Below are 21,900 nucleotides of genomic sequence, written 5' to 3' on the forward strand. Positions count from 1 at the left end.
ATTTTATTGTTTTTAAATATCCTCATAAAAAAATATATATTAAAATAACATAATTGATAGTAATTTATATATTACATACGTAAGTTTTAAAAGTCAATATTATTATTACTATTTTAATAAACTTTCACCTTAATTTAAAAATAAATTAGAGTTATTTTATTTACTAACCATTTTATTTGCTGGCTGTTTTATACTATATAAATTTAAATTGACAAAGCGACACAAGTGTCTTATAATTAAAAACGACAGTTATGTCGCAAAGGAGGAAAATCTATGGCAACAAAAGGAATGCAAACTAAACAATTTATTATTGATATTTCAATAAAGTTATTTTCTGAAAAAGGCTATAGTAATGTAACTATGAAAGATCTTTGTGAGGCATGTAATTTAAGTCGTGGTGGTCTATACAGACATTTTAATTCAACAAAAGAAATTTTTATTGATATGTTAAATTCTCATAAAGATAATGCTAAAAATTTATTAGATGAAAGTATCAAGGAAGATATATCAGCTAGGCAGATGTTAGAGTATTTTCTTAATCAACAAAAGTCAGAAATACAAAGTGAATACTCTGGATTAGATTTTGCAATCCATGAATTTGCTTTTGTAGAAAAAGACCAGCGTGATTATATGAACAAAAGATATAATTCAGCCATTACAATGCTTTCGAAGTTAATTGATTATGGGCAATCTAAAGGTGAATTTAAAAAATGTAATTCTATGACACTTGCAACACACATAATGTTCTTGTTTGATAGTATGAAGACATCAGCACCTGTTTTAGTACTTACAGATGACGATATTGATAAGCAAATAAATTTTATAAAGGATATGGTGATTTTATATGAATAAACAACAATTCCATAAAATTGACTTACAAAACTGGGAACGATATACACATTTTTATTATTTTTCAAAGATGACAAATGTAGGATTTGATTTAACTATAGAAATAGATATTACTCGTTTACTTGATGAAACGAAAAAGAGAAATATCAAATTTTATCCAGCATATCTATATATAGTAACAACTTGTTTAAATCGATATAAAGAACTAAAGATTGCATATGATGAAAATGAACTTGGATATTGGGACACTTTAACTCCATTTTATGCAATTTTTCATGATGATAATAAAACTTTTTCATCAATATGGACAGAATACAATAAAGATTTTTCAATATTCTATAAAAGTTATTTAAATGATATTGAACGATATGGAAAAAATTATGGTTTTTTAGCAAAACCTAATCCTCCAAAAAATTGCTATACTGTTTCATGTCTTCCATGGATTAGTTTTAAAAGCTTTACTGTACATAATCATGGTCTTGAAAATTATTTTTTCCCTACAGTTGAATCAGGCAAATATTATCAAAAAGATGAAAAAATACTTCTCCCTCTTTCTATAACAGTACATCATGCAGCTACTGATGGATACCATGTAAGTTGTTTTATTGATGATATACAAAAAATGTGCTTTAATACTGATACATGGTTATTCTAAAAAATAATCTGTATTATAGACATATATTATAATATTTATAATCTAAGATAAACAATCACATTACATGAATAAGATAATGTGATTGTTTACTTATACTCATATTTTTTCTTATTTTAATTATAATTATTTATTTTTTCTTCAATTTTATTTAAATACTTTACTCTCTTAGTACATCCCACAGTTAACAAAACTAAAACTACTATTATTGATGTTAAAATATAAATATAGTTCATATTAGAAAACCATCCTTTACCATCTTCCATGTAAGTCGAAATACTTATAAACCATCGTATTGGACTTATGATACTCATATTTTGCAACATAGTAGGCATTTTATCAATTGGAATAAATGAACCACCAATAAGTGATAGTATAAGAGATATACCAGTAGCAAATAAATTTGCATACATCTCTTTATTAAACAATGAAGATACAAATGTTCCAAAAGAAGTTGCTAAAGCCGATATCCATACACCCATTAAAAGTAAATTTATATAACTGATACTAATATCAATATTAAACAATTTAATGATAGTTATTGAAACTAAATATTGAAAATATGTGATTGCAAAGTTATATAGTATATTCCCTAACACATATCCTCTTATATTTTGTGGTGAATATAATATTCTTGTAAATGTACCTGAATTTTTATCTTTAATAATCATTGATGCTGTAACAGTAGATGTTATCATTAAAAATAATACAATAAAAGCAATTATTCTTTGCAAAACACCTAAGGTATTTTCTTGTAGTTTATTTATATTTATAGGTGTTGAATCTTCTTTATATGATTCTATTAAATACTCTAATATATTATTTGTATTTTTATCTTTTATCGAATACAGTTTGAAATTACCCTTATTGAAATATATAACAGCAGAATATTTTCCAGTTATAATATCAGTTTTGACTGTTTTAAAGTCTGCAATTTCAACATCAATTCCTTGAGTGCTTTTTAATGTCTTAACCATATCTGTATAAATCTTCTTTTCAGATTTATTTAAAACTTGTTCATTTTTATACTCACTCAAAATCCCAATATTAAAAGATGGTTTACTTATGTAATTTGCTAGTACTCCAAGTATTACTATAATTATTGGAAATAATAGTATAACTAAAAAACCCGATTTTTTATTTATATTTCTTTTAAAATTATTATTAAAAATACCTAGTAAGTTCACTATATAAAGGCCTCCCTTTTAAATAATTTAACTGTAAGTACTGTCATTAAAATACTTGTCATTACAAATATAGATGATATATTAAAAAGGGGTTGTAAATTATCATCATAAATACAAGTAACTATACTCCTATTGACCCAAGTTAATGGTGATATATTAATTACTAATGAAACAACTGGATTTAATGAACTAACTGGAAAAAATACACCTCCTAAGAAACCAAAAATTACTATTGGTATATTAATGACATTACGTAGTATATCTAAGTTTTTGCATGCAAGACCTAAAAACAAACCTATAGCTGATACTACAGTTGACTCACACACTAAAAGAAAAATAATAGCTAAAAAATTTCCACCAAAACTTATCTGAAAAACTCCTTTTATTATAACTAAAGTTATTACATTACACAGTGAAAGTATAATTGTACAAGAGAAAAGTTTTGAAAGTACTAACTCTTTTATGGAAATAGGAGAAATCATATAACGATAGGATGTATTAGAAATTTTCTCATCTTGTGCAGCATATGAAACACTAATGATTCCCATAAGAATACAAAATGGTATTGTGACAATAGTATAATAGTTATATGATGTAAATTCTGTTCCATAAGACTTTGATGTTAAATATCCTAATAACATTATGATTATTAATGGAAAAACAATATTATAAAATAAAATAAAAAAATCTTTACTTCTTCGCTTGATTCCTAATCTAAACAATGGCAAAAAATATCTCATCTATTATTCCTCCAAATCTCTCAAATTTGTACCTGTAAGATATAAAAAAATATCCTCCAGTGTCTTGCAACCAAGTTTTAAATACTTATCTTTATATAAGCTTTTATCTAAGTCTTCTAAAATTACTCCTTTATCAATTAAAACAATCCTATTACATAAAGCTTCTATTTCCTCCATATAGTGACTAGTATAAATAACTGTTGTACCATTCTTATTAATCGTTTTAATTGCTTCCATAATTTTATTTCTCGATTGAGGGTCAATTCCAACTGTTGGCTCATCCATAATGAGAATTTTAGGGCTATGTGCAATTGCACAAGCTATATTTAATCTACGTTTCATTCCTCCAGAAAATTTTGATGGTAGTTCTTTATGTCTACCCCAAAGTTCGACAAACTCCAAAGCCTCTTTAGTTCGAGATTTAAGTTCATTTCCTCTAAAACCATACAATGAACAAAAGAATTTAACATTATCATATGCACTTAGGTCTTCATATATTGCCAGCTCTTGTGGTACAACACCAAGAGCACTTTTAAAGATATTTTGCTGAGTTTTGATACTTTTACCCCTATAATATATATCTCCACTATCTGGAGATACAGTTGTAGTAAACATATTAATAGATGTGCTTTTTCCTGCTCCATTTGGTCCAATAAAACCTAAAATATCTCCTTCTAGTATTTTAAAACTCTCTCCTGATACAACTTCCTTATTGTTATATCTTTTAGATAACTTTTCAATCTCTAATAGTACATTTTCCATTTATAAAACCTCCTAATATTTTAACCAATATTATATATCCAATGTTGTATATATTATTTTTTTAAAACACGAGTCTTTGACTCGTGCTATTATAAATAAACTTATTTTTTATTTTGTAATTTTAGTATTATTTTATCTATATTCTCGATAGCTTTGTCTGGATTATTAATTATTTCATCTCTGAGTTTTTGAACCTCTAATAGTTCACTTTTTGCCTCATTTTCAAATAAAAAATCGTCTTCTATATTTGAAAAATCTATAGATTTAATTACGTTCTGTGTTTCATAACCAACAGATATGTACTTATCAATATTATTGAGTATTTCCTCATGCCATAGTATTTGATAATTCAAATTATCTATTGTCATATCAAAGGCAATTCTTTCTGTTGGAAGACTTTTTTTATCAATATTTTTAATTTCTTTCCAGTTTTCCCAATACTTTTTCTGCTCTATAAGATGCTTTATATGCTTTTCAAGATTGATTTGTATAGTATCTCTTGGTAATACATCTAAAATATTATACAACAGGAATTTATTTGAACCTACTGGAACTATAGGCATCTGTAATTCTTTTTGTAGTTCTTCCTTTAACTCCACTTTACCACTTTGTGTAATCTCATAAATCTTACGAATTCTAGCACCAGTTTTTTCTTCTCTCAAAACTCTGACTGCCCCATCTTTTTCTAGCTTTGTCAATGCATAGTAGATTGAACCTGATTGTATTTTTGTCCATCTATCTGCACCAGAAACCTGTAAAAATTTTTGAATCTCATATCCATGTGTTGGCTTAATATTTAAATAATATAAAATTAAAGTACGTATCAGAAAAATTCACCACCTTATACTCTATCTTGGATATTATATTATCACCAACGTTGTATATAGTCAATAGTTGTTATTTAAATAAATATATCATAACTTACTATTTTTATTGTTTAGCACAAGGAATCCCATGAGACATACATATCCAATTGTATTTTAAATTTTCTATCTCACTTACAGATTTCATCATTTTTTCAGAATCCCAGTTCCACAGATTAGGATATGGGATTATATTTCCTTTCTTATTCTTAACTAAATCTCCTGCAAACAATACATCTTCAAAAAGCATACATACATGTCCTGGTGTATGTCCAGGAGTATGAATAATTTTTATATTCCCGACTTGCATATTATTTCTATAAGGCTCTACATCTTTAATAATTCTTTTTGAAATTGTCTTTCCAATAAATTTTTTGAATCCAGGTCTATCCTTCTTCCCTATAATAAAAGGTATATCTTCCATATGAGCCCACACTTTTGCTCCTGTATGTTCTTTCAATAACTTAATATTAGATATATGGTCAACATCATGATGAGTCAGTAAAATATGCTTAATCTCAGTTAGTTGAATCCCAAGTGTTTTTAATTCTTTAATTATACTATTCCCCATAAAAGGAAGTCCTGTATCTATCAATGTAATCTCTTCATCAAACACAATAAAACAATTTGCACCATGAGTACTATCTAACAACAATACATTTTCTTTTATTTTCATAAATAAATCCCCCTTATTTTATATTTTACCTATATAATTAATTAGTAAAGTTATAATAAATTATAGTGCTTTACATTAACTTTATTTTTAAAAAGTATACTATCGTTATACAAGTATACCATCAGTATATTTTTTTATCAATAGAATCAGTAGAAAGGAGTATTTTATATGTCAGAATTATCAAGAAGAGATAAAGAAAAAATCCAAAGAGAAAATGAAATTATTGTTAAAGCAGAAAAATTATTTTGTCTTAATGGATTTGATAACACTTCTATGAATGAACTAGCAAAAGAAGTAGAATATACAAAACGTACTATATATAAGTATTTTTCATGCAAAGAAGATTTATTTTTTGCTGTTGTACTAAGAGGGTATAAAAGACTTTGGAATAGTGTTAAAATAGAAAGTTCAAAAGGTAAAACTGGATTTGAAAAATTAAAATTTTCATATTCTGCATTTCATAAATTTTATTGTAAGGAGCCTTCTTTACTAGCTTTAATGGGAATGATTGGACTTGTACAATCTAAAAATTCAGACTTAGAGATACCTTTTAAAGAAAATTTTTTTTCTTTCAATAAGTTTATGTTTGAAGAAATACAAGAACTATTTGAAATGGGAAAAGTTGATGGAAGTATTAGGTCAGATATTGAGATACCTACTCTTATGTATTCATCAATATTTACACTTACAGGATTTTTTAATTTATTATCTATAACAGGAAAATCGTATCTCAACAATTTTAATATAGAAGAGAAAAAATTTATTGAAACCACACTTGGTCTTTTGATAGATTCACTTAAAGCGTAGTTTTAATTTATAAGTTTTTGACAGGGATTTTATTTTACACTATAAATTTTTTTAAATGAAAGGACTGAAAATAAATGGCAAAAATACTTCTTTTAGAAGATGATGATACAATTGCATTTGGAATAAAAGCTTCCCTAGAAAAGAAAAAACATGTAGTTTGTTGTTATAGTACAATTACTGAAGCTAAGAAAAAATTTGACAAAGATATCGATTTAATTCTACTTGATTTAAATCTACCTGATGGGATTGGATATGAATTTTGTAAATATGTTAAAAATATAAGAGATACTCCAGTGATATTTTTGACAGTGCGTGATGATGAAAAAGATATTGTACAAGGTCTGGATATGGGTGCAGACGACTATGTGGTTAAGCCATTCTTGCTTTCAGTACTTCAATCTAGAATTAATGCTGTGCTTAGGCGTACCCAATATAACACTACTAGCACTCTTACATGTGAAAATATAAAATTGAATAAAGATGAAGTTAAAGTATATTTGGATAATATTGAAATCCCTTTGACAGCAGGAGAATACAAACTACTCCTAAGCTTAATGGAAAATAAAAATAAAGCACTTACTCGTGCAAAACTATTAGAAATGCTCTGGGATATAGATGGCAACTTTGTAAATGATAATACTCTTACTGTTACAATAAAGCGACTTAGAGAAAAACTAAAAAATCCATCCTGCATAAAGACCTTGAGAGGTATAGGATATAGAATGGAGGACAGCTAGTGAAAACTCCAAGAAATATCAATAATACTGTTATTTTTATAGTATTCTGCTTAACTATCACTATTTTATTAAGTATAATTCTAACAACTATAACTTCTTCTGAAGAATATAATATGATATCTAAAACCATTGGTACATCATATCAACTTAACCCTAAATCTACAGAATATATTTTAGAATCACTAAAAAATTCAAGTTCTCATGACTTTAATGTAGGAAATGAGATTTTATTAAAACATGGTTATACTAAAAATACATTTTGGTATAAAAACTTTTTTTATTTCATGATAGTATCCTTTGTTATAGTGTCAACAATGGCTATGGTTGTGTTCATAATTCAGTATAGAAAAAAAATACATAACATGATTAGAATCAATACTCTTACTCACTATTTGGAAGAAGTCAATTTAGGGAAAGAATCCATACTTTTACGATGTGAAGATGAGTTTTCACATCTTGAAGACGAGATATATAAAACTGTGGGAGAACTTCGTTGCTCAAAAGAATTTGCTTTAAAAGAAAGACAAACTCTTTCAGATAATCTTGCAGATATTGCACATCAACTTAAAACTCCAATTACTTCTATGTCGCTTATGGCACAATTACTTGCAGAAAGTTGTCCAGATGAAGAAATAGATTACCTTAATAGACTTACAAACCAAATATTAAGATTAGAAAGATTGGTGTCATCTTTACTTACTTTGTCAAAATTAGATGCAAGTACTTTAATATTTGAAAATAAACTTATAGATGTCCATTCTCTTCTTACTAATGCTGTTGAACCTATAGAAGGAATTTTAAAAGAAAAAAATCAGACATTTATTATTGAAGACTCTTCGTTCGTAGAATTTGAGATTGATATTAACTGGACTTTGGAAGCTCTTTTAAATATTCTTAAAAACTGCAGTGAACATGTAGAAGATGGCGGACATATTGTTGCTTATTATAGTAAAAACCCTCTATACATTGAAATTATTATAGAGGATAATGGGAAAGGTTTTGCTCAAGAAGACCTACCATATATTTTTAATCGATTTTATCGTGGTAAAAATGCTAGTAAAGACAGCATTGGTATAGGTCTTGCTCTATCAAAGTCTATTATAGAAGGTCAAAATGGTACTATACATGCAGAAAATGGTCATCATGGTGGTGCACGATTCATAATTAAGTTTTATACATAAAAGACTGGATTATAGGAAAACACCTATAATCCAGTTACATTATATCCTATTTATCTATCATTTACACATTATCTATCACTTACACACAATATTCTTTAAAGTTGCTTTTAAAAAATATTCAATAAATCTTGTTTATATTGTCTCATTTTTTATAGATTCTACTATGTTTTCACTCTTTAATTGTTTACATCCCATAGTATACGACGCTATTACTACAATAAGTATCAATATGGTAAAGCTCGTCACTATGGATATTGGTGCAAATAATAAGTACTCCATAAAACTTATTTCATTTATATGGATGAAAGCATACAATATAGCTATTTGCACAGGAATACTGAGTAATAATGGTGTAAGACCAAAAAATAATCCTTCTAGGATAAGCATCTTTTTCATACCCTTTGGAGACAATCCTGCAGAACGTAACATAGCAAATTCTTGTCGTCTACTTCTAAGATTCCCTGAAACAGTCGCCCATACATTTGATAAACCAATTGCAGCTAATAATGCTGTAATAAATCCTACTATCAAATTCATAGTTATTTGTCCACTCTCACTTAATTCTTCATTTTCTACAACATCATTAATGCTATAATCACCTGACCCATAATATTTATTGCAAATAGATTCAAACTCTTTTCTTACTTTAGAAATATTATCATTATTATCTATTTTAAATAATCCTGTTATTCTATTTGATTTTAATCTACGGTTTTCATGATAGTTTTTGGACACATCCTGTACTATAGACATTGGTACTATTTGAATTAATGTGTATCTACCAAGATTTTCTGCTATTTGTGGAAGTGTATCTGTAATAGTTCCTACTTTCATATTAAAAGTATAATTTCCCTCATCTTCATCATATACCTTTTCATTTAATGTAATGTTATCTCCTACAGAAAGATTTAAATAATCTATATATACTTTATCCCTACGTGTACTACGCTCAACATTTTCCTCACGATTATATACAATCGAAATCGGATTTTTTGTATCATAATATGGTTTTGGGTCTATAGAAAGTTGTTTACAATATTTTGCAAAACTCTCATCATCAAGTCCAATCATAGTTGAAGTAATACGAAACTTACCATCACGTTCTATAGGAGCATATTTTTTAGCTGATACTATCTTTTTAAATCCTCCACTCTTTGCAAGCTCTTTTGAAGCGTCTTTTTCAGTTAACCAAGTGATTGCAGACATTTTTAGATAATATAATGAACTCTCTACACCTTGTGTACTGTTTAATTGTTCTAAAAACTGTTTTTCTGCAGGTTCACTATTTTCCAAATGCAATGATATATCCCTTTGATTAGCATAAATATCACTACCATAAACACGCTCTGCACCTCTTTGACATGCAATTATATTTAGAAAGCTCATCAACAATAAAAAAGAAAGTGTTAAAGATATTGTTGCGGTACGATAAGATTTTTTACGGGAACGAAGCGCATTTACTGCAAGCTCTCCTTCTATACCAAATAAGTTTGTTAGTGAATATTTATGTGACTTTTTGATTTTAATACTATCACCTTGTCTAATTGCTTCTATAGGTGATATTTTTGATACTTTACGTGCTGGGATAAGTGCAGAAATCCATACTGTTATTATTGTAAGTAAAACAGCTGGCAAGAAAGCAATAACACCATAAGTAAAGATTACCTGTTGATTATTATTAACAGTATCGACTGAATTAATATAACTTACAAGACCCTTACACAATGCCCATCCTAAAAATAAGCCTATAGGCAAAGGAATAATTGTCAATAAAAACCCTTCAAAAACCACAGACTTTTTAATCTGCTTTGGTGATGCTCCAATACTAGCTAGTATACCCAATTGAGTAAGTCTAGCATTTGCTGATAGTGCAAAAGCATTGTAAATCACCATTACAAATACGCCTACTGTAAAGATTGCTATTGTTAGATACATAATAGGTGTTGAAAATTTTTCTATACTGTTCATAGATGCTTTTTGCTCTGGAGAAAAAACTAACATTTTTAAAAGATAATTACTATTATACTTAAGATTGTATTTTCCATATTCATTCATTTTCCATCCTAATGATTTAGCAAGCTTTGGAAGCTCTTTATATGTATCTCTAATATTTTTAAATCGTAAATATACAGTAATATTATCACTAGGCTTTATACTTGCTCTATCAAGATAACCAAGAGCTGTATATGCAGGTACAACTGATGAAGTAGTAACATCTATTTTCCCTACTATTGTCAACGTAGTCTCTGAAATCTCCTTAAAACTTTCACCTTTCGATTTTGGAGCTACGGGTTCAAGAAGATTTCCATTTAAAACCCTATCTCCTATTGGTATAGTAATCTTATCACCAATTTTTACATTTGGATTACTCTCAAAATATTGTTTTGATAGTGCAATTTCATTAGCATTATTTGGTCGACGACCCTCTAGTATAGTGTCTTTCTCTGGCATAGAATTCCAATATTCTGAGGTAGCATTTCTATAAATTATGTAATCCCTTTTATCATCATCAATTTTACCTACATACCACTGTCCTTTAATCATCACATCATCAACTGAAGAGAAATTTTCAATTAATGATAAGTCACTTCCATGAGTTTCATCAAATAACTCTCCATGCCAATTACCTTCTTTCTCAATTGAAAGCCTTATAAAATCACTCCACATTGTATATAATAGTCCACACAAAGAAGACATCATAGTTGTAGTAAGTAATATAGCTAACATTATAGCCATACTACTGCGCTTATTACGACGTACAAAATCTAAGGTGTATTCTTGAAGAATATTCATTTCTTCACCACCTTTTCAGAAACTATCATACCATCTTCCATAGTTATAATACGATTTGCTTCTAATGCTATTTTTTCATCATGAGTAATAAGAAGTATTGTTTGATTAAATCGTTTATTTGATAAGTTTAGTAAATCTACAATTTCTTCAGAATTTTTTCTATCAAGATTACCTGTTGGTTCATCTGCTAATAAAATAGCTGGTCTATATATTAAACTTCTAGCTATAGCTACTCTTTGCTGTTGTCCACCTGAAAGTTGACCTGGAAGATGTTTAAGCCTATCAGTTAATCCAAGTGTAGATACAATTTCAGAAAACCTATCTTCATCCACTTTCCTTTTATCAAGTAACATTGGTAATAATATATTTTTTCTAACATCAAGAGTAGGTATAAGATTATAAAATTGATATATAAGCCCTACTTTTCTACGTCGAAAAATTGCCAATGCTTCCTCTTTTAAGCTTGCTATTTCAGTGTCTTCAATATAAATTTTTCCAGATGTAGGTCTATCTACTCCTCCAAGCATATGAAGTAATGTAGATTTCCCAGAACCAGAGGCTCCTACTATAGATACAAAATCACCTTTTTGAACTGATAAATTCAAATTATTAAGAGCTGTCACCATGGTTTGATTTGAGCCATATGTCTTTGTTAAATTTTCACATTTTAGTATTTCCATATACAATCATCTCCTTTATAGTTAAAGTTTAGCAATCCAAAATGACATTATAGTGACACACCAAACTAAATGTTTACACTCTCTTAAAATCCTCTTTTCAATTAAATATAATACTTTACATAAACACCTTATAATTTTTAACCAATATAAGATTATTTTTTATTAAATTTTGTTCATATCTTTTTACATCTACTTAAGATAATATAAATAAAATAAAAACTATGCAATATATTTATCAATTCATTGCATAGTTCCTTAAATTTAACTATATTTTAGTATAAAGTTATGTCTATTATATAGTACTGTAATATTTCTTAATTATATCAATTGCAATCTCTTTTACTTTTGGTCCTCCAATTTCTTTATTAGAATCATCTGATTTAATAGCAAAGTAATATGTATCATCTTCATTTTCTACCATACCAACAAACCATGCATCAACACATTGCTTCTTTTCATCAAATCCTGTTCCAGTTTTACCATATACATTCATTTTCTTATCATTTATATCTATTTTCATAATGTCCTTCAAGAGATTAATATTCTCTTTTTTAAAGCTTGTATCACCCTCAAAAATTTTAGCTAATACTTGTGTTTGCTCTTTAGGAGATATTTTTAATGAAGATTCTAACCAGAACCCATTTAAATCTTTACTTCCATTTTTTAAATTTCCTTCCCACTCACTAATGTCACAATTTCCATATTTTAGATTATCTAGTGTGTTTTGAACAAATTTAGCATCAACTTGATTCATCAGTTTTCTATGATACCAAACACAAGATGCTTTAAATGCTTTTTCTAGATTAAGATTTCTATTCCAATCTTCAATCTCATAAATTGTTCCATTATACCCCATAACTGATTCTTTTGAGTTTACTATTCCCTTTTCTAGACCAATTAATGTTGAAATTATTTTGAAAGTAGAACAAGGTGAAGCCCTTGTTTCAATTAATTCTTTGTTATATATGTTATATTCTTTATTTTTACTACTGTAAAAAATAGCTCCTCCACTAATATCTTTAAAACAATCACTATAATCAACTACATTAACTTTATCTTTTTTCTCCTGTGTACTATCTTTAGCCTCTAATTCATTTGATTTAAAATTTGTATTGTTACTCTTAATATTTTGTTCTTTATTATTTTGATTACTTCCCATTAAATATTTTGCTATAAACACAATGACTAATAGAATAATTATTAAAATAAAACTTGTTTTTCTTTTCATACCTTACTCCTTCCTAATATGTATATCTATAATCCTCCTCTAATATTATAAAAACCACTATTATAACTATCAATAACATTATTCTCTCCCTTCAAGTAGTAAGACTATGCCTGAATACGCACCTAAAACTTACTATTGTAGTATTTAAAATACTACAATAGTAAGTTTTAAAAGTCAAGTTATTTAAATCTTTTAAACTCGCTCATTTTTACTAAATTTTAAATAAGTTCTATGATAGGATTTTTGTTTTTTATATGCAACATCACTAATTAATACTGTTTACAATGTAAACAAATTTAAAAATAATATCTGTAATATAGCAGAATATATCAGGAAAATAGGTTTTAATCTTATTATAATATAACTACATAATATAATTACGCTACTCAAATATATAAAGAAAGGACTTAGTATTTATGTCAGATATCATAATAAAAGGACTTACACATAATAATTTAAAAAACATATCACTTAAACTTCCCAAAAACAAAATCATTGTCTTTACTGGAGTTTCTGGCTCTGGAAAATCAAGTATTGTATTTGACACAATTGCAGCAGAATCACAAAGACAAATGAATGAAACATATTCAGCATTTATTAGAGGTCGACTTCCAAAATACAAAAAACCTCATGTAGAACTGATTGATAATTTAACTGCTTCTGTAATCGTGGACCAGTCTCCTCTTGGTGGCAATGCACGTTCTACAGTAGGAACTATAAGCGATTTGTATTCTTCACTAAGATTATTATTTTCTAGAATTGGAAAACCATATATAGGAACAGCATCCTACTTTTCGTTTAATGACCCAAATGGTATGTGCAAAAACTGTTCTGGAATTGGTAGAGTTAAAGTGATTAATATTGAATCTATTCTAAATCCTGAAAATTCATGGAATGAAGGTTGTGTAAATGACTCTCTATTTAAACCTAATTCATGGTATTGGAAACAATATGCTGAATCTGGACTATTTGATTTAGATAAACCTCTAAAGTATTATTCTATGGAGGAATATAATTTATTGCTATATGGCTCAAGAGATGGAAAAAGCAAGCCTGAAAATTCAAAAGTTGAAGGTATTTTTAATAAGTACAATCAAACATATCTAAATCGAGATATTAGCAATATGAGCAAACACACCAAAGAAAAGTCGGAAAGACTTATAACTGATGAGGAATGTCCTCAATGTCATGGAAAAAGATTAAATAAAGATGCACTTAACTGCACTATTTTAGGGTATTCTATAGCAGATATGGGTAATATGGAATTTACTGAACTTTATAATTTACTCTCTCAAATAAATGATAAAAAAGTTGAAACAGTTGTCAACGCTCTTACTGATGGTTTAAAAAGAATGATTGATATTGGACTTCCTTATTTACATCTAAATAGGGAATCAACTTCTCTATCTGGAGGAGAAGCCCAGAGATTAAAACTTGTACGCTATATGGGAAGTAGTCTCACAGGTCTAACTTATATTTTTGATGAACCCAGCACTGGAATGCACCCAAGAGATGTATATCGTATGAATCAATTATTAAAAAAACTTAGAGACAGAGGAAATACAGTTTTGGTAGTAGAGCATGATAAAGATGTCATATCTATAGCCGATGAGATTATAGATATTGGCCCAAATGCTGGTAAACATGGGGGAAATATTATATTTCAAGGTACCTATAATGAATTACTTCTAGCAAATACACTTACTTCAAAAGCCATGAATTTATCATTATCTCTAAAATCTAATACTCGTAAAGCAAAAAGCTTTCTTCCCATTAGAGGAGCTTGTTTGCATAATCTAAAAAATGTTGATATAGATATACCAGTTGGAATCATGACAGTTGTTACTGGAGTTGCTGGTTCTGGTAAAAGTACTTTGATTTCTCGTATTTTTGCAAAAAAATATGAAAAAGATGTTATTAAAATTGACCAAAACCCTATCACAACTACAAATCGCTCTATGCCAGCTACATTTCTTGGTTTTTTTGATGAGATAAGAAAACTTTTTGCTAAGGAAAATAATGTTGGCGAAAGTTTATTCAGCTTTAATTCTAAAGGGGCTTGTCCTATTTGTAATGGAAAAGGAGTACTTGTTACAGAACTGGTATTTATGGACCCTGTTATTAACACATGTGAAGCTTGTAGAGGTACTAGATATAATGAAGAAGTCCTGTCTAAATTATACAAGGGTAAAAATATAGTTGAAGTTCTTTCTATGACAGTGGATGAATCTCTTGAATTCTTTACAGAAAAGAAACTTTGCAAAATACTACAAACTATGAAAGATGTGGGATTATCTTATATGACTTTAGGGCAGCCACTTAGTACACTGTCTGGTGGAGAATGTCAAAGAATTAAACTAGCAAAAAATCTTAATAAAAAAGGTACTATATATATTCTAGATGAACCAACTACTGGTCTTCATATGTCCGACATTGACAAGCTTATGTTGATTTTTGAAAGAATAGTAGACGAAGGTAATACAGTTATTATCATTGAACATAATTTAGATGTTTTAAAACAAGCAGATTGGGTGATTGATATTGGACCTGATGGTGGTAAAAATGGTGGGCAGGTGGTGTTTGAAGGTACTCCATTAGAAATGCTTGAAAAAGGTAATACTATAACATCAGACTTTCTTAGAAAATCAATAAAAAAATAAGAACAATGGTGTAAATAAAACTACAGAAGAAATGCTTTTTCATTTAAAAAAATATCTATTAAAGTACGAAATAAGAATATGCATAATTATATATTTTATTTATGGCTTGTACAGTTCTAATTACCTCAAATAGTACTGCTGATATTTTGTTAATTCTATAGAAGATACTTTAATCTATAGAATTAACAAAATGATTAACAAAATAATTGGTAAAATAAAAAAATTTCAACAAATACAATTATATACACAAACGTTAAACTTGTATAATTGAATAATTTATAGAGTAATCTTAGGTAAGCTTATATAAACTATATATATCTCAATTAAGTTCTATCAACTGCGTTAAATTTCCAGTGTATGTAAGCTTAAGTCTATGCATAGCCCGTGTACAAGCAATATATAATAAACTACGGTCGTAATCATTGTAATATGTTTTATTATTTACTGAAGGAATAACAACTTCATCAAACTCCAACCCTTTTGACATTTTAATAGAAGTAATTGATACGCCTTTTACAAAACTAGAGCTTTCAGGAGATATTAAATTAACATCATATTCTTGCTTAATAACATCATAGATTGCTTTAGCCTCACTGTTGGTTTTTAGTATAATACCAAGGGTAGCATTGTTGCTTTCCTCAAACTGCTCAATCTCCATTTTTATCTTATCTATCTCATCTTGTTCATTGATGCATTTAATTAAAACTGGCTCCTCACCATGTCTTTCTATAGCTTCCAGTGAAGTTATATTTTGAATTTTCTTGGCAAAATTAATAATCTCAAAAGTAGAACGATAACTCTTATTTAACATTACTAACTCTCCACCATCATAAATCTGCACCATATCATCTAACGTATGTAGATGATTGGGGTTGATTAGTTGTCCAAAATCTCCAAGGATAGTCTTTTTACATTTGAAAAGCAAGTTTATTACAGCATATTGAATAGGAGTATAATCTTGCATTTCATCAATAACAATGTGTCTTATCACTTTGTCTTCTTGTAATCCTTCATAGGCAGCATGAAGATATATAAATGGATACACATCTGCCCACTCCAGAGTCTTCTTTGATGGCATTACAAACATATCTTGAATATTCATCTGTTTGAAGAAGTCCTTATACAGTGCCAGAGTATTTTTTATTGTTAGCATTCCATTTAGACTTTTCAGTATATTTTTTACTTTTGGTAAGTCTTCTTCCATAATATTATCTGATTCAAATCTATAACGAATATCTTCTGCTACCATCTCTAGCCTTTGCTTAACTGGATATTTGTTATATGCATCAAATCTTCTTCGTATCCAATCACTTTTAGCTGTAAAACTTCCAAAAGTATAATCTTTAGGAATAAAAAGTCTATTTGGCATTTGCTTTATATATTTGTCCATAAGCTTTAAAAAATCAAGTGTAGACTTGAAACGTACTCTTTCATCCCATTGTACATCATTTATTTCCAGAGAATCTTTTTCTCCTTCAAAATCAATAATTCGTTCTAATTGAACTTCGGCTATATCTTCAAAACTTAATTCACATAGGGGTTCTTCTCCTAGCTCAGGAAGTACATTAGAAATATAGTCACCAAAGACTTTATTAGGTGATAGAATAATTACATTATTTGCTGATATCTTATCTTTAAATCGATAAAGAAGAAAAGCAATTCGATGTAATGCTATAGATGTTTTTCCAGAACCAGCTACTCCTTGAATAATGAGAGTGTCAGCCTTGTCATTTCTAATAATTTGATTTTGCTCTTTTTGTATTGTTGAAATGATGGATTTCATCTTTTCATCTGAAGTATTACTAAGTTCCTGTTGAAGAATATCATCTTGTATATTCATAGAACTTTCAAGTACATATTCCAGTGTTCCATTTTTAATTTTAAACTGTCGTTTACGTGTTATTTCTCCATCTATCCATCCTAGTGGTGCATTATACCCTGCTGGCCCTATCTCACAATCATAAAACATACTGGCCATTGGAGAACGCCAATCGAGTATTAGAAGTTCATTTTCATAATCAAATGCAAATCGACCAATATAATACTTTGAATCATCATCTTCATCTTTTAGTTTAAAATCTATCCTAGCAAAATATGGCGAATCTTTCATTTTAGCAATCTTGTCTCGAACTTTTACCATAAAAGCCCCATAACTATCTATTTGCTTTAGTGCCAGTTCATTCTGAAACATTTCATGTGGGTCTATCTCTCCACGATTCTTTACCATATATAATTTAGCATCCATGTAATCTCTATCAAGTTTATCAACTGAATTTTCTGCTTTCTCCAAAGAATTATCCAACTTGTTATTTATATCTATAAGATATGAAATCTCATCTGGAAAAGATGTTTTTAACTCTATCTTTTGTTCAGATATATTATGTTTAGAAACAGATGTGATAGAATTACAACTTTCTAATTGCTGATTTTTAGACATTTGAACCCTCCTTGTCAACTGAGTATTATCTTAAATCATTATACTGAATTGAACTTTAAATTTTTTAATCATTCTTGCTCTTTGGTTCAAATTTAGTTAACTCATTAGTACTATTCATTGTCTTTATCATTCTCAGAAGACAGAACAAATTTTTGAGTAGGATACCCAAATTCAGTCAGTAATTCAGCTTCTGCAAAACCTAACTTCTTTATCATATTCCGATGTCCTGTATCAGCTTTATCTCCTTCTCTAAAAGTTGTGATTGAGATAGATGTATCTATCAAAAAATTCTCAATAACCTTTTTCAGAAACACCTGTGCAATATCTGAATTACGATATTGAGGGTGTATTCCAAAAAAGTCAATGCTTCCAGTTTCTTTATTAAATATCATATTTGCAATAGCAATGTTATTAAATTTTAATATCAAGGCTCTTTCTTCCAAAATATATTGTTTTAATTGAGAAATATACTCTTCCTCCTGTAAATTTGGAAAACCATCTATAACCAATCTGACTAAATTCATCCATAATGGTATATCAGATATCTTAGCAAGTGTAATATCTTTTTCTAATTCCGATATATTTTTTGAAAATAAATTATCTTTTTTCAAAACAAATCTTAGCTGCAAAGGATAAAATTCTTGTTCTTTTCGATATTTATTTGGAGATTTTTTATACATATCTTTAAATACAGAAGTAAATGCTTGTTGACTTTCATAGCCAGCTATCAATGCAATTTCAATAATCGATTTTTTAGAAAATACTAATAGTTTTGCTGCCTCTGTGAGTTTTCTTCGTTTTATATAATCATGCATTGTCAAACCAACAGAAGTTGTGAAAGTTCTATGTAGATGATATTTTGAATAATGAACAGCATTAGCAACTATATCTAAGTCCAGCTTTTCTGATAAATGTTCCTCTATATAATCAATAGCAGTTATAACATTATTTACTTTATAAAACATTGCAGCTCTCCTCCTTTTATCCATGAGACATTATATCAGTTACTTCTTAGTCATATTTAATAAATCTTGCTCTTTTTTATAATGTAAAAATTATTGTTTATACATCTATCTCATCCTATAACCTATTTTCAAATTTTCTTACATATTCCTAACTTAATAATATCCACTTCTTCATATAATATAATCATAAAAAAGTAAAGTAGAGTATTTCATTTGAGATTCTTAATATTCTCTTGAAATACTCTTCTTTATATAAATACTTCTTTATTTTTAAATATACACTTAATTTATTTAGCTTAAAATAAAATTTCAAATTTACTATCTTTTCTTCTATTATTTAATTAAAGACTCCAATCCTTTAATTTGCAATAGTTTTTTGTTTAATAAAGCTAAAAATTTGGCTATTGTTTCCTGTTTATTAGATTCTTTAACTAAGTAATAAATAAACCTATCTGGTGGCGCATCCTTTATATAATGTATCTCGATATTGGATATTTCCTTAAGATGATATGCTACTGACACTGGCACAATTGCCCATACATTTTCTTGTCTCATAAAATATTCTAAAAGAGACATCTGGTCTAAAAATACTTTAGGTTGAAGAGTTGAGCGAAACCAAAAGTTATTCCACAAATCATATTCAGGATTCCATGGAAGTCTTATTTCATCCGCAACATCTAAAACAGATGGGTGCAATTCCCCATTGTATTTTGAGCCATAACTTGTTACCAGCAACATGGCTTCTTTAAATATTGGTATTGTTTCTATGTTATTAAAAAACATATCATCTGAAATAAGGGCTATATCAACTTCACCCTTGGAAACATAATCGTATGCTTCATAAGAATGATAGTTGTAAAAGTTTACATTATACTCTGGATATGTATTCATAAAACAGGAAAATACATCTGGAAGGATGTATGAACTAACACTTCCTATAGAGGATATATTTAGAATTTTACTTCTATCAATCTTAGTTATATACTTAGCTTCTTGTAAGAGAGTTTTATATTTTTCTGCTATTGGAACAAATGCCTTCCCTTCTTCTGTCAACTCTGATATTCGGATTCCTTTTTTTCGATTAATTAATTTGTATCCCAATTCAGCTTCTAATGCATGTATGCGTCTACTTAAGGCTGGCTGAGTAACATATAAACTTTCAGCAGCAGCAGAAATGCTTCCTAGCTTTATAATAGTCAAAAAAGCTTGTATCTCAAGTTCTGTCATAATCTTACCCCAATTCATAATATAAATATTTATTTATATTATATGGATAAAAACAGCATTTTACAATTATTTAATATGACTGTAAACTAATTGTATCTTAAGATTTAACGAGGTGTCATTATGAAATATACAACTAACTTAACAGAGGGAAACATAAGGAATGAATTGCTTATACTCATGTTCCCATTACTCTTAGGAAATATACTCCAACAACTTTATAATACTATTGATGCTATTATAGTTGGTAGGTTTGTAAGTCAAACTGCTTTTGCTGCTGTAGGTGTAGCTGGAACTATTATGAACCTTTTTATATTTGTACTAAGTGGAAGTTGTACAGGTATATCAATTATATTTGCACATTTTTATGGAGCTGGTGATTTATCTTCATTTAGAAAAGAATCTTTTCTAGCAACTGTTTTTGGCATTATATTAACTTTAGGATTAAGTATATGTGCAATATTTATACTTTCTCCATTACTAAATCTAATTCATACACCACAAGAAGTTTCAAGTATTGCGATATCATACCTAAATATTATTTTTTGTGGACTTATCGCAACATATTTTTATAATTTATTATCGGCAGCCTTGAGAGCTGTTGGAAATACTAAAGCTGCTCTAATTATCTTAATGTTTTCAATGATAATAAATACTGTTTTGGATATAGTTTTTGTTGCAGTATGTGATTTTGGAATCCAAGGAGCAGCTTCTGCAACTGTACTTTCACAGACTCTTGCATCAATTCTTTGTTTTATTTATATAAGAAAAAACATTTCATTTCTTTTGTTTGGAAGGGAAGATATGAAGTTTGAATGGAAATTACTAAAATTAACTATATCCTATAGTCTAATTTCAGCTCTTCATCAATCCAGTTTATATATTGGAAAATTACTAGTACAGGGAGCTGTAAATCTAATGGGGACAGACATGATTACAGCATATACTGCTACTACAAGAATTGAAGGATTTGCTAATTCTTTTGGTGATAGTGGTACTGAGGCTATCTCTATATTTGTCGCACAAAATACTGGAAATGAAAATAGAAAAAGAGCAAAACAAGGATTTTATACAGGATTGATTATCCTAGTGTGTCTAGGAATTGGATTATCTTTGATAATGTATTTCTTTGCAAGGACTACTATTGAATTTATGACGAATAATTCCAATAGTAGAATTATGATAAATGGCATAGAGTACATGAAAACTATAGCTATTTTCTATGTTTTATGTTTTATAGGGAGTGCATTTGTTGGATGGTATAGAGGAAGTGGAAAAGTAAATATTCCTGTGATTGGAACCATCTTACATATATCAATTCGTGTTATTATTTCTTATTTGTTTATTCAACAATTTGGTTTAAAGACAATTGCATTTGCTACTGGCATAGGATGGCTTTCTGTTGTAACATTTCAGTATATTATTTTTTATAGGTCAAAAAAAATAGAAAGGTGAACTC

General features: G+C 28.3%; 18 protein-coding genes. 7 read left to right on the forward strand and 11 right to left on the reverse strand.

Annotated features, from left to right (window positions below; genetic code table 11):
* The first annotated feature begins 273 nt into the window (after positions 1-273).
* Together KGF52_RS01295 and KGF52_RS01300 are read left to right on the forward strand one after the other, a co-directional pair.
* On the forward strand, positions 274-852 hold the full coding sequence (locus KGF52_RS01295; protein ID WP_227838863.1) for a TetR/AcrR family transcriptional regulator: 579 nt from the start codon (positions 274-276) through the stop codon (positions 850-852).
* Positions 845-1,504, forward strand: coding sequence for a chloramphenicol acetyltransferase (locus tag KGF52_RS01300; protein WP_227838864.1), 660 nt, complete (start codon positions 845-847; stop codon positions 1,502-1,504). The genes KGF52_RS01295 and KGF52_RS01300 overlap by 8 nt, the downstream gene beginning before the upstream one ends.
* A gap of 113 nt (positions 1,505-1,617) precedes the next feature.
* Here the strand turns inward: KGF52_RS01300 and KGF52_RS01305 are convergent, their stop codons facing one another.
* The 5 genes from KGF52_RS01305 to KGF52_RS01325 all read right to left on the reverse strand — a co-directional run bounded on the left by KGF52_RS01305 (position 1,618) and on the right by KGF52_RS01325 (position 5,729).
* Entirely contained in the window at positions 1,618-2,688 is a 1,071-nt protein-coding gene (locus tag KGF52_RS01305) for an ABC transporter permease (RefSeq protein WP_227838865.1), read from the reverse strand.
* Complete coding sequence (locus KGF52_RS01310; protein ID WP_227838866.1) at positions 2,688-3,428, reverse strand: ABC transporter permease; 741 nt, start codon at positions 3,426-3,428, stop codon at positions 2,688-2,690. Before KGF52_RS01310 ends, KGF52_RS01305 begins: the two co-directional genes overlap by 1 nt.
* 3 nt (positions 3,429-3,431) lie before the next feature.
* Positions 3,432-4,190, reverse strand: a complete 759-nt coding sequence (locus KGF52_RS01315; RefSeq protein WP_227838867.1) for an ABC transporter ATP-binding protein — start codon at positions 4,188-4,190, stop codon at positions 3,432-3,434.
* Positions 4,191-4,291: 101 nt separating this feature from the next.
* Entirely contained in the window at positions 4,292-5,023 is a 732-nt protein-coding gene (locus tag KGF52_RS01320) for a PadR family transcriptional regulator (RefSeq protein ID WP_413927381.1), read from the reverse strand.
* A gap of 97 nt (positions 5,024-5,120) precedes the next feature.
* Positions 5,121-5,729: an MBL fold metallo-hydrolase gene (locus tag KGF52_RS01325; protein ID WP_227838868.1), complete on the reverse strand. Its 609-nt coding sequence runs from the start codon at positions 5,727-5,729 to the stop codon at positions 5,121-5,123.
* A 168-nt stretch (positions 5,730-5,897) separates the two neighbouring features.
* Between KGF52_RS01325 and KGF52_RS01330 the strand changes: the two genes are divergently transcribed.
* From KGF52_RS01330 to KGF52_RS01340, 3 genes are all read left to right on the forward strand, one after another.
* The gene (locus KGF52_RS01330; protein WP_227838869.1) at positions 5,898-6,536 is read left to right on the forward strand and encodes a TetR/AcrR family transcriptional regulator; all 639 of its coding nucleotides are present in this window, start codon (positions 5,898-5,900) and stop codon (positions 6,534-6,536) included.
* Between the two features lie 74 nt (positions 6,537-6,610).
* Positions 6,611-7,273 (forward strand): response regulator transcription factor, encoded by a 663-nt coding sequence (locus tag KGF52_RS01335; RefSeq protein WP_227838870.1) that lies wholly within the window; start codon positions 6,611-6,613, stop codon positions 7,271-7,273.
* Complete coding sequence (locus tag KGF52_RS01340) at positions 7,273-8,454, forward strand: sensor histidine kinase (RefSeq protein ID WP_227838871.1); 1,182 nt, start codon at positions 7,273-7,275, stop codon at positions 8,452-8,454. The genes KGF52_RS01335 and KGF52_RS01340 overlap by 1 nt, the downstream gene beginning before the upstream one ends.
* A 132-nt stretch (positions 8,455-8,586) precedes the next feature.
* Here the strand turns inward: KGF52_RS01340 and KGF52_RS01345 are convergent, their stop codons facing one another.
* From KGF52_RS01345 to KGF52_RS01355, 3 genes are all read right to left on the reverse strand, one after another.
* Positions 8,587-11,247 carry an ABC transporter permease gene (locus KGF52_RS01345; RefSeq protein ID WP_227838872.1) on the reverse strand — a complete coding sequence of 887 codons (2,661 nt, stop codon included), beginning with the start codon at positions 11,245-11,247 and terminating at the stop codon, positions 8,587-8,589.
* Positions 11,244-11,927: an ABC transporter ATP-binding protein gene (locus tag KGF52_RS01350; protein ID WP_227435330.1), complete on the reverse strand. Its 684-nt coding sequence runs from the start codon at positions 11,925-11,927 to the stop codon at positions 11,244-11,246. The genes KGF52_RS01345 and KGF52_RS01350 overlap by 4 nt, the downstream gene beginning before the upstream one ends.
* Positions 11,928-12,219: 292 nt before the next feature.
* A complete protein-coding gene (locus KGF52_RS01355) occupies positions 12,220-13,155 on the reverse strand; it encodes a penicillin-binding transpeptidase domain-containing protein (RefSeq protein ID WP_227838873.1) in 936 nt (311 codons plus the stop codon).
* 416 nt (positions 13,156-13,571) lie between these two features.
* Between KGF52_RS01355 and KGF52_RS01360 the strand changes: the two genes are divergently transcribed.
* Positions 13,572-15,815: an excinuclease ABC subunit UvrA gene (locus KGF52_RS01360; RefSeq protein WP_227838874.1), complete on the forward strand. Its 2,244-nt coding sequence runs from the start codon at positions 13,572-13,574 to the stop codon at positions 15,813-15,815.
* A 319-nt stretch (positions 15,816-16,134) separates the two neighbouring features.
* On the opposite strand, the gene KGF52_RS01365 is transcribed toward KGF52_RS01360, so the two are convergent.
* The 3 genes from KGF52_RS01365 to KGF52_RS01375 all read right to left on the reverse strand — a co-directional run bounded on the left by KGF52_RS01365 (position 16,135) and on the right by KGF52_RS01375 (position 20,444).
* A complete protein-coding gene (locus tag KGF52_RS01365; protein ID WP_227838875.1) occupies positions 16,135-18,252 on the reverse strand; it encodes a UvrD-helicase domain-containing protein in 2,118 nt (705 codons plus the stop codon).
* A 110-nt stretch (positions 18,253-18,362) separates the two neighbouring features.
* A complete protein-coding gene (locus KGF52_RS01370) occupies positions 18,363-19,217 on the reverse strand; it encodes a helix-turn-helix transcriptional regulator (RefSeq protein ID WP_227838876.1) in 855 nt (284 codons plus the stop codon).
* A 333-nt stretch (positions 19,218-19,550) separates the two neighbouring features.
* Positions 19,551-20,444, reverse strand: coding sequence for a LysR family transcriptional regulator (locus KGF52_RS01375; protein ID WP_227838877.1), 894 nt, complete (start codon positions 20,442-20,444; stop codon positions 19,551-19,553).
* A gap of 120 nt (positions 20,445-20,564) precedes the next feature.
* On the opposite strand from KGF52_RS01375, the gene KGF52_RS01380 reads away from it, so the two are divergent.
* A complete protein-coding gene (locus tag KGF52_RS01380; protein WP_227838878.1) occupies positions 20,565-21,896 on the forward strand; it encodes an MATE family efflux transporter in 1,332 nt (443 codons plus the stop codon).
* Positions 21,897-21,900 lie beyond the last annotated feature (4 nt).

Source organism: Clostridioides sp. ZZV15-6597 (assembly GCF_020657815.1).
Taxonomy (GTDB): domain Bacteria; phylum Bacillota; class Clostridia; order Peptostreptococcales; family Peptostreptococcaceae; genus Clostridioides.

Excerpts from the sequence above, each read along its gene's own strand:
- KGF52_RS01295 (WP_227838863.1), top strand. The coding sequence starts at position 274 with ATGGCAACAAAAGGAATGCAAACTAAACAATTTATTATTGATATTTCA.
- KGF52_RS01345 (WP_227838872.1), bottom strand. The coding sequence starts at position 11,247 with ATGAATATTCTTCAAGAATACACCTTAGATTTTGTACGTCGTAATAAG.
- KGF52_RS01370 (WP_227838876.1), bottom strand. The coding sequence starts at position 19,217 with ATGTTTTATAAAGTAAATAATGTTATAACTGCTATTGATTATATAGAG.
- KGF52_RS01365 (WP_227838875.1), bottom strand. The coding sequence starts at position 18,252 with ATGTCTAAAAATCAGCAATTAGAAAGTTGTAATTCTATCACATCTGTT.
- KGF52_RS01325 (WP_227838868.1), bottom strand. The coding sequence starts at position 5,729 with ATGAAAATAAAAGAAAATGTATTGTTGTTAGATAGTACTCATGGTGCA.
- KGF52_RS01335 (WP_227838870.1), top strand. The coding sequence starts at position 6,611 with ATGGCAAAAATACTTCTTTTAGAAGATGATGATACAATTGCATTTGGA.
- KGF52_RS01360 (WP_227838874.1), top strand. The coding sequence starts at position 13,572 with ATGTCAGATATCATAATAAAAGGACTTACACATAATAATTTAAAAAAC.
- KGF52_RS01350 (WP_227435330.1), bottom strand. The coding sequence starts at position 11,927 with ATGGAAATACTAAAATGTGAAAATTTAACAAAGACATATGGCTCAAAT.
- KGF52_RS01310 (WP_227838866.1), bottom strand. The coding sequence starts at position 3,428 with ATGAGATATTTTTTGCCATTGTTTAGATTAGGAATCAAGCGAAGAAGT.
- KGF52_RS01330 (WP_227838869.1), top strand. The coding sequence starts at position 5,898 with ATGTCAGAATTATCAAGAAGAGATAAAGAAAAAATCCAAAGAGAAAAT.
- KGF52_RS01375 (WP_227838877.1), bottom strand. The coding sequence starts at position 20,444 with ATGACAGAACTTGAGATACAAGCTTTTTTGACTATTATAAAGCTAGGA.
- KGF52_RS01300 (WP_227838864.1), top strand. The coding sequence starts at position 845 with ATGAATAAACAACAATTCCATAAAATTGACTTACAAAACTGGGAACGA.
- KGF52_RS01315 (WP_227838867.1), bottom strand. The coding sequence starts at position 4,190 with ATGGAAAATGTACTATTAGAGATTGAAAAGTTATCTAAAAGATATAAC.
- KGF52_RS01355 (WP_227838873.1), bottom strand. The coding sequence starts at position 13,155 with ATGAAAAGAAAAACAAGTTTTATTTTAATAATTATTCTATTAGTCATT.
- KGF52_RS01380 (WP_227838878.1), top strand. The coding sequence starts at position 20,565 with ATGAAATATACAACTAACTTAACAGAGGGAAACATAAGGAATGAATTG.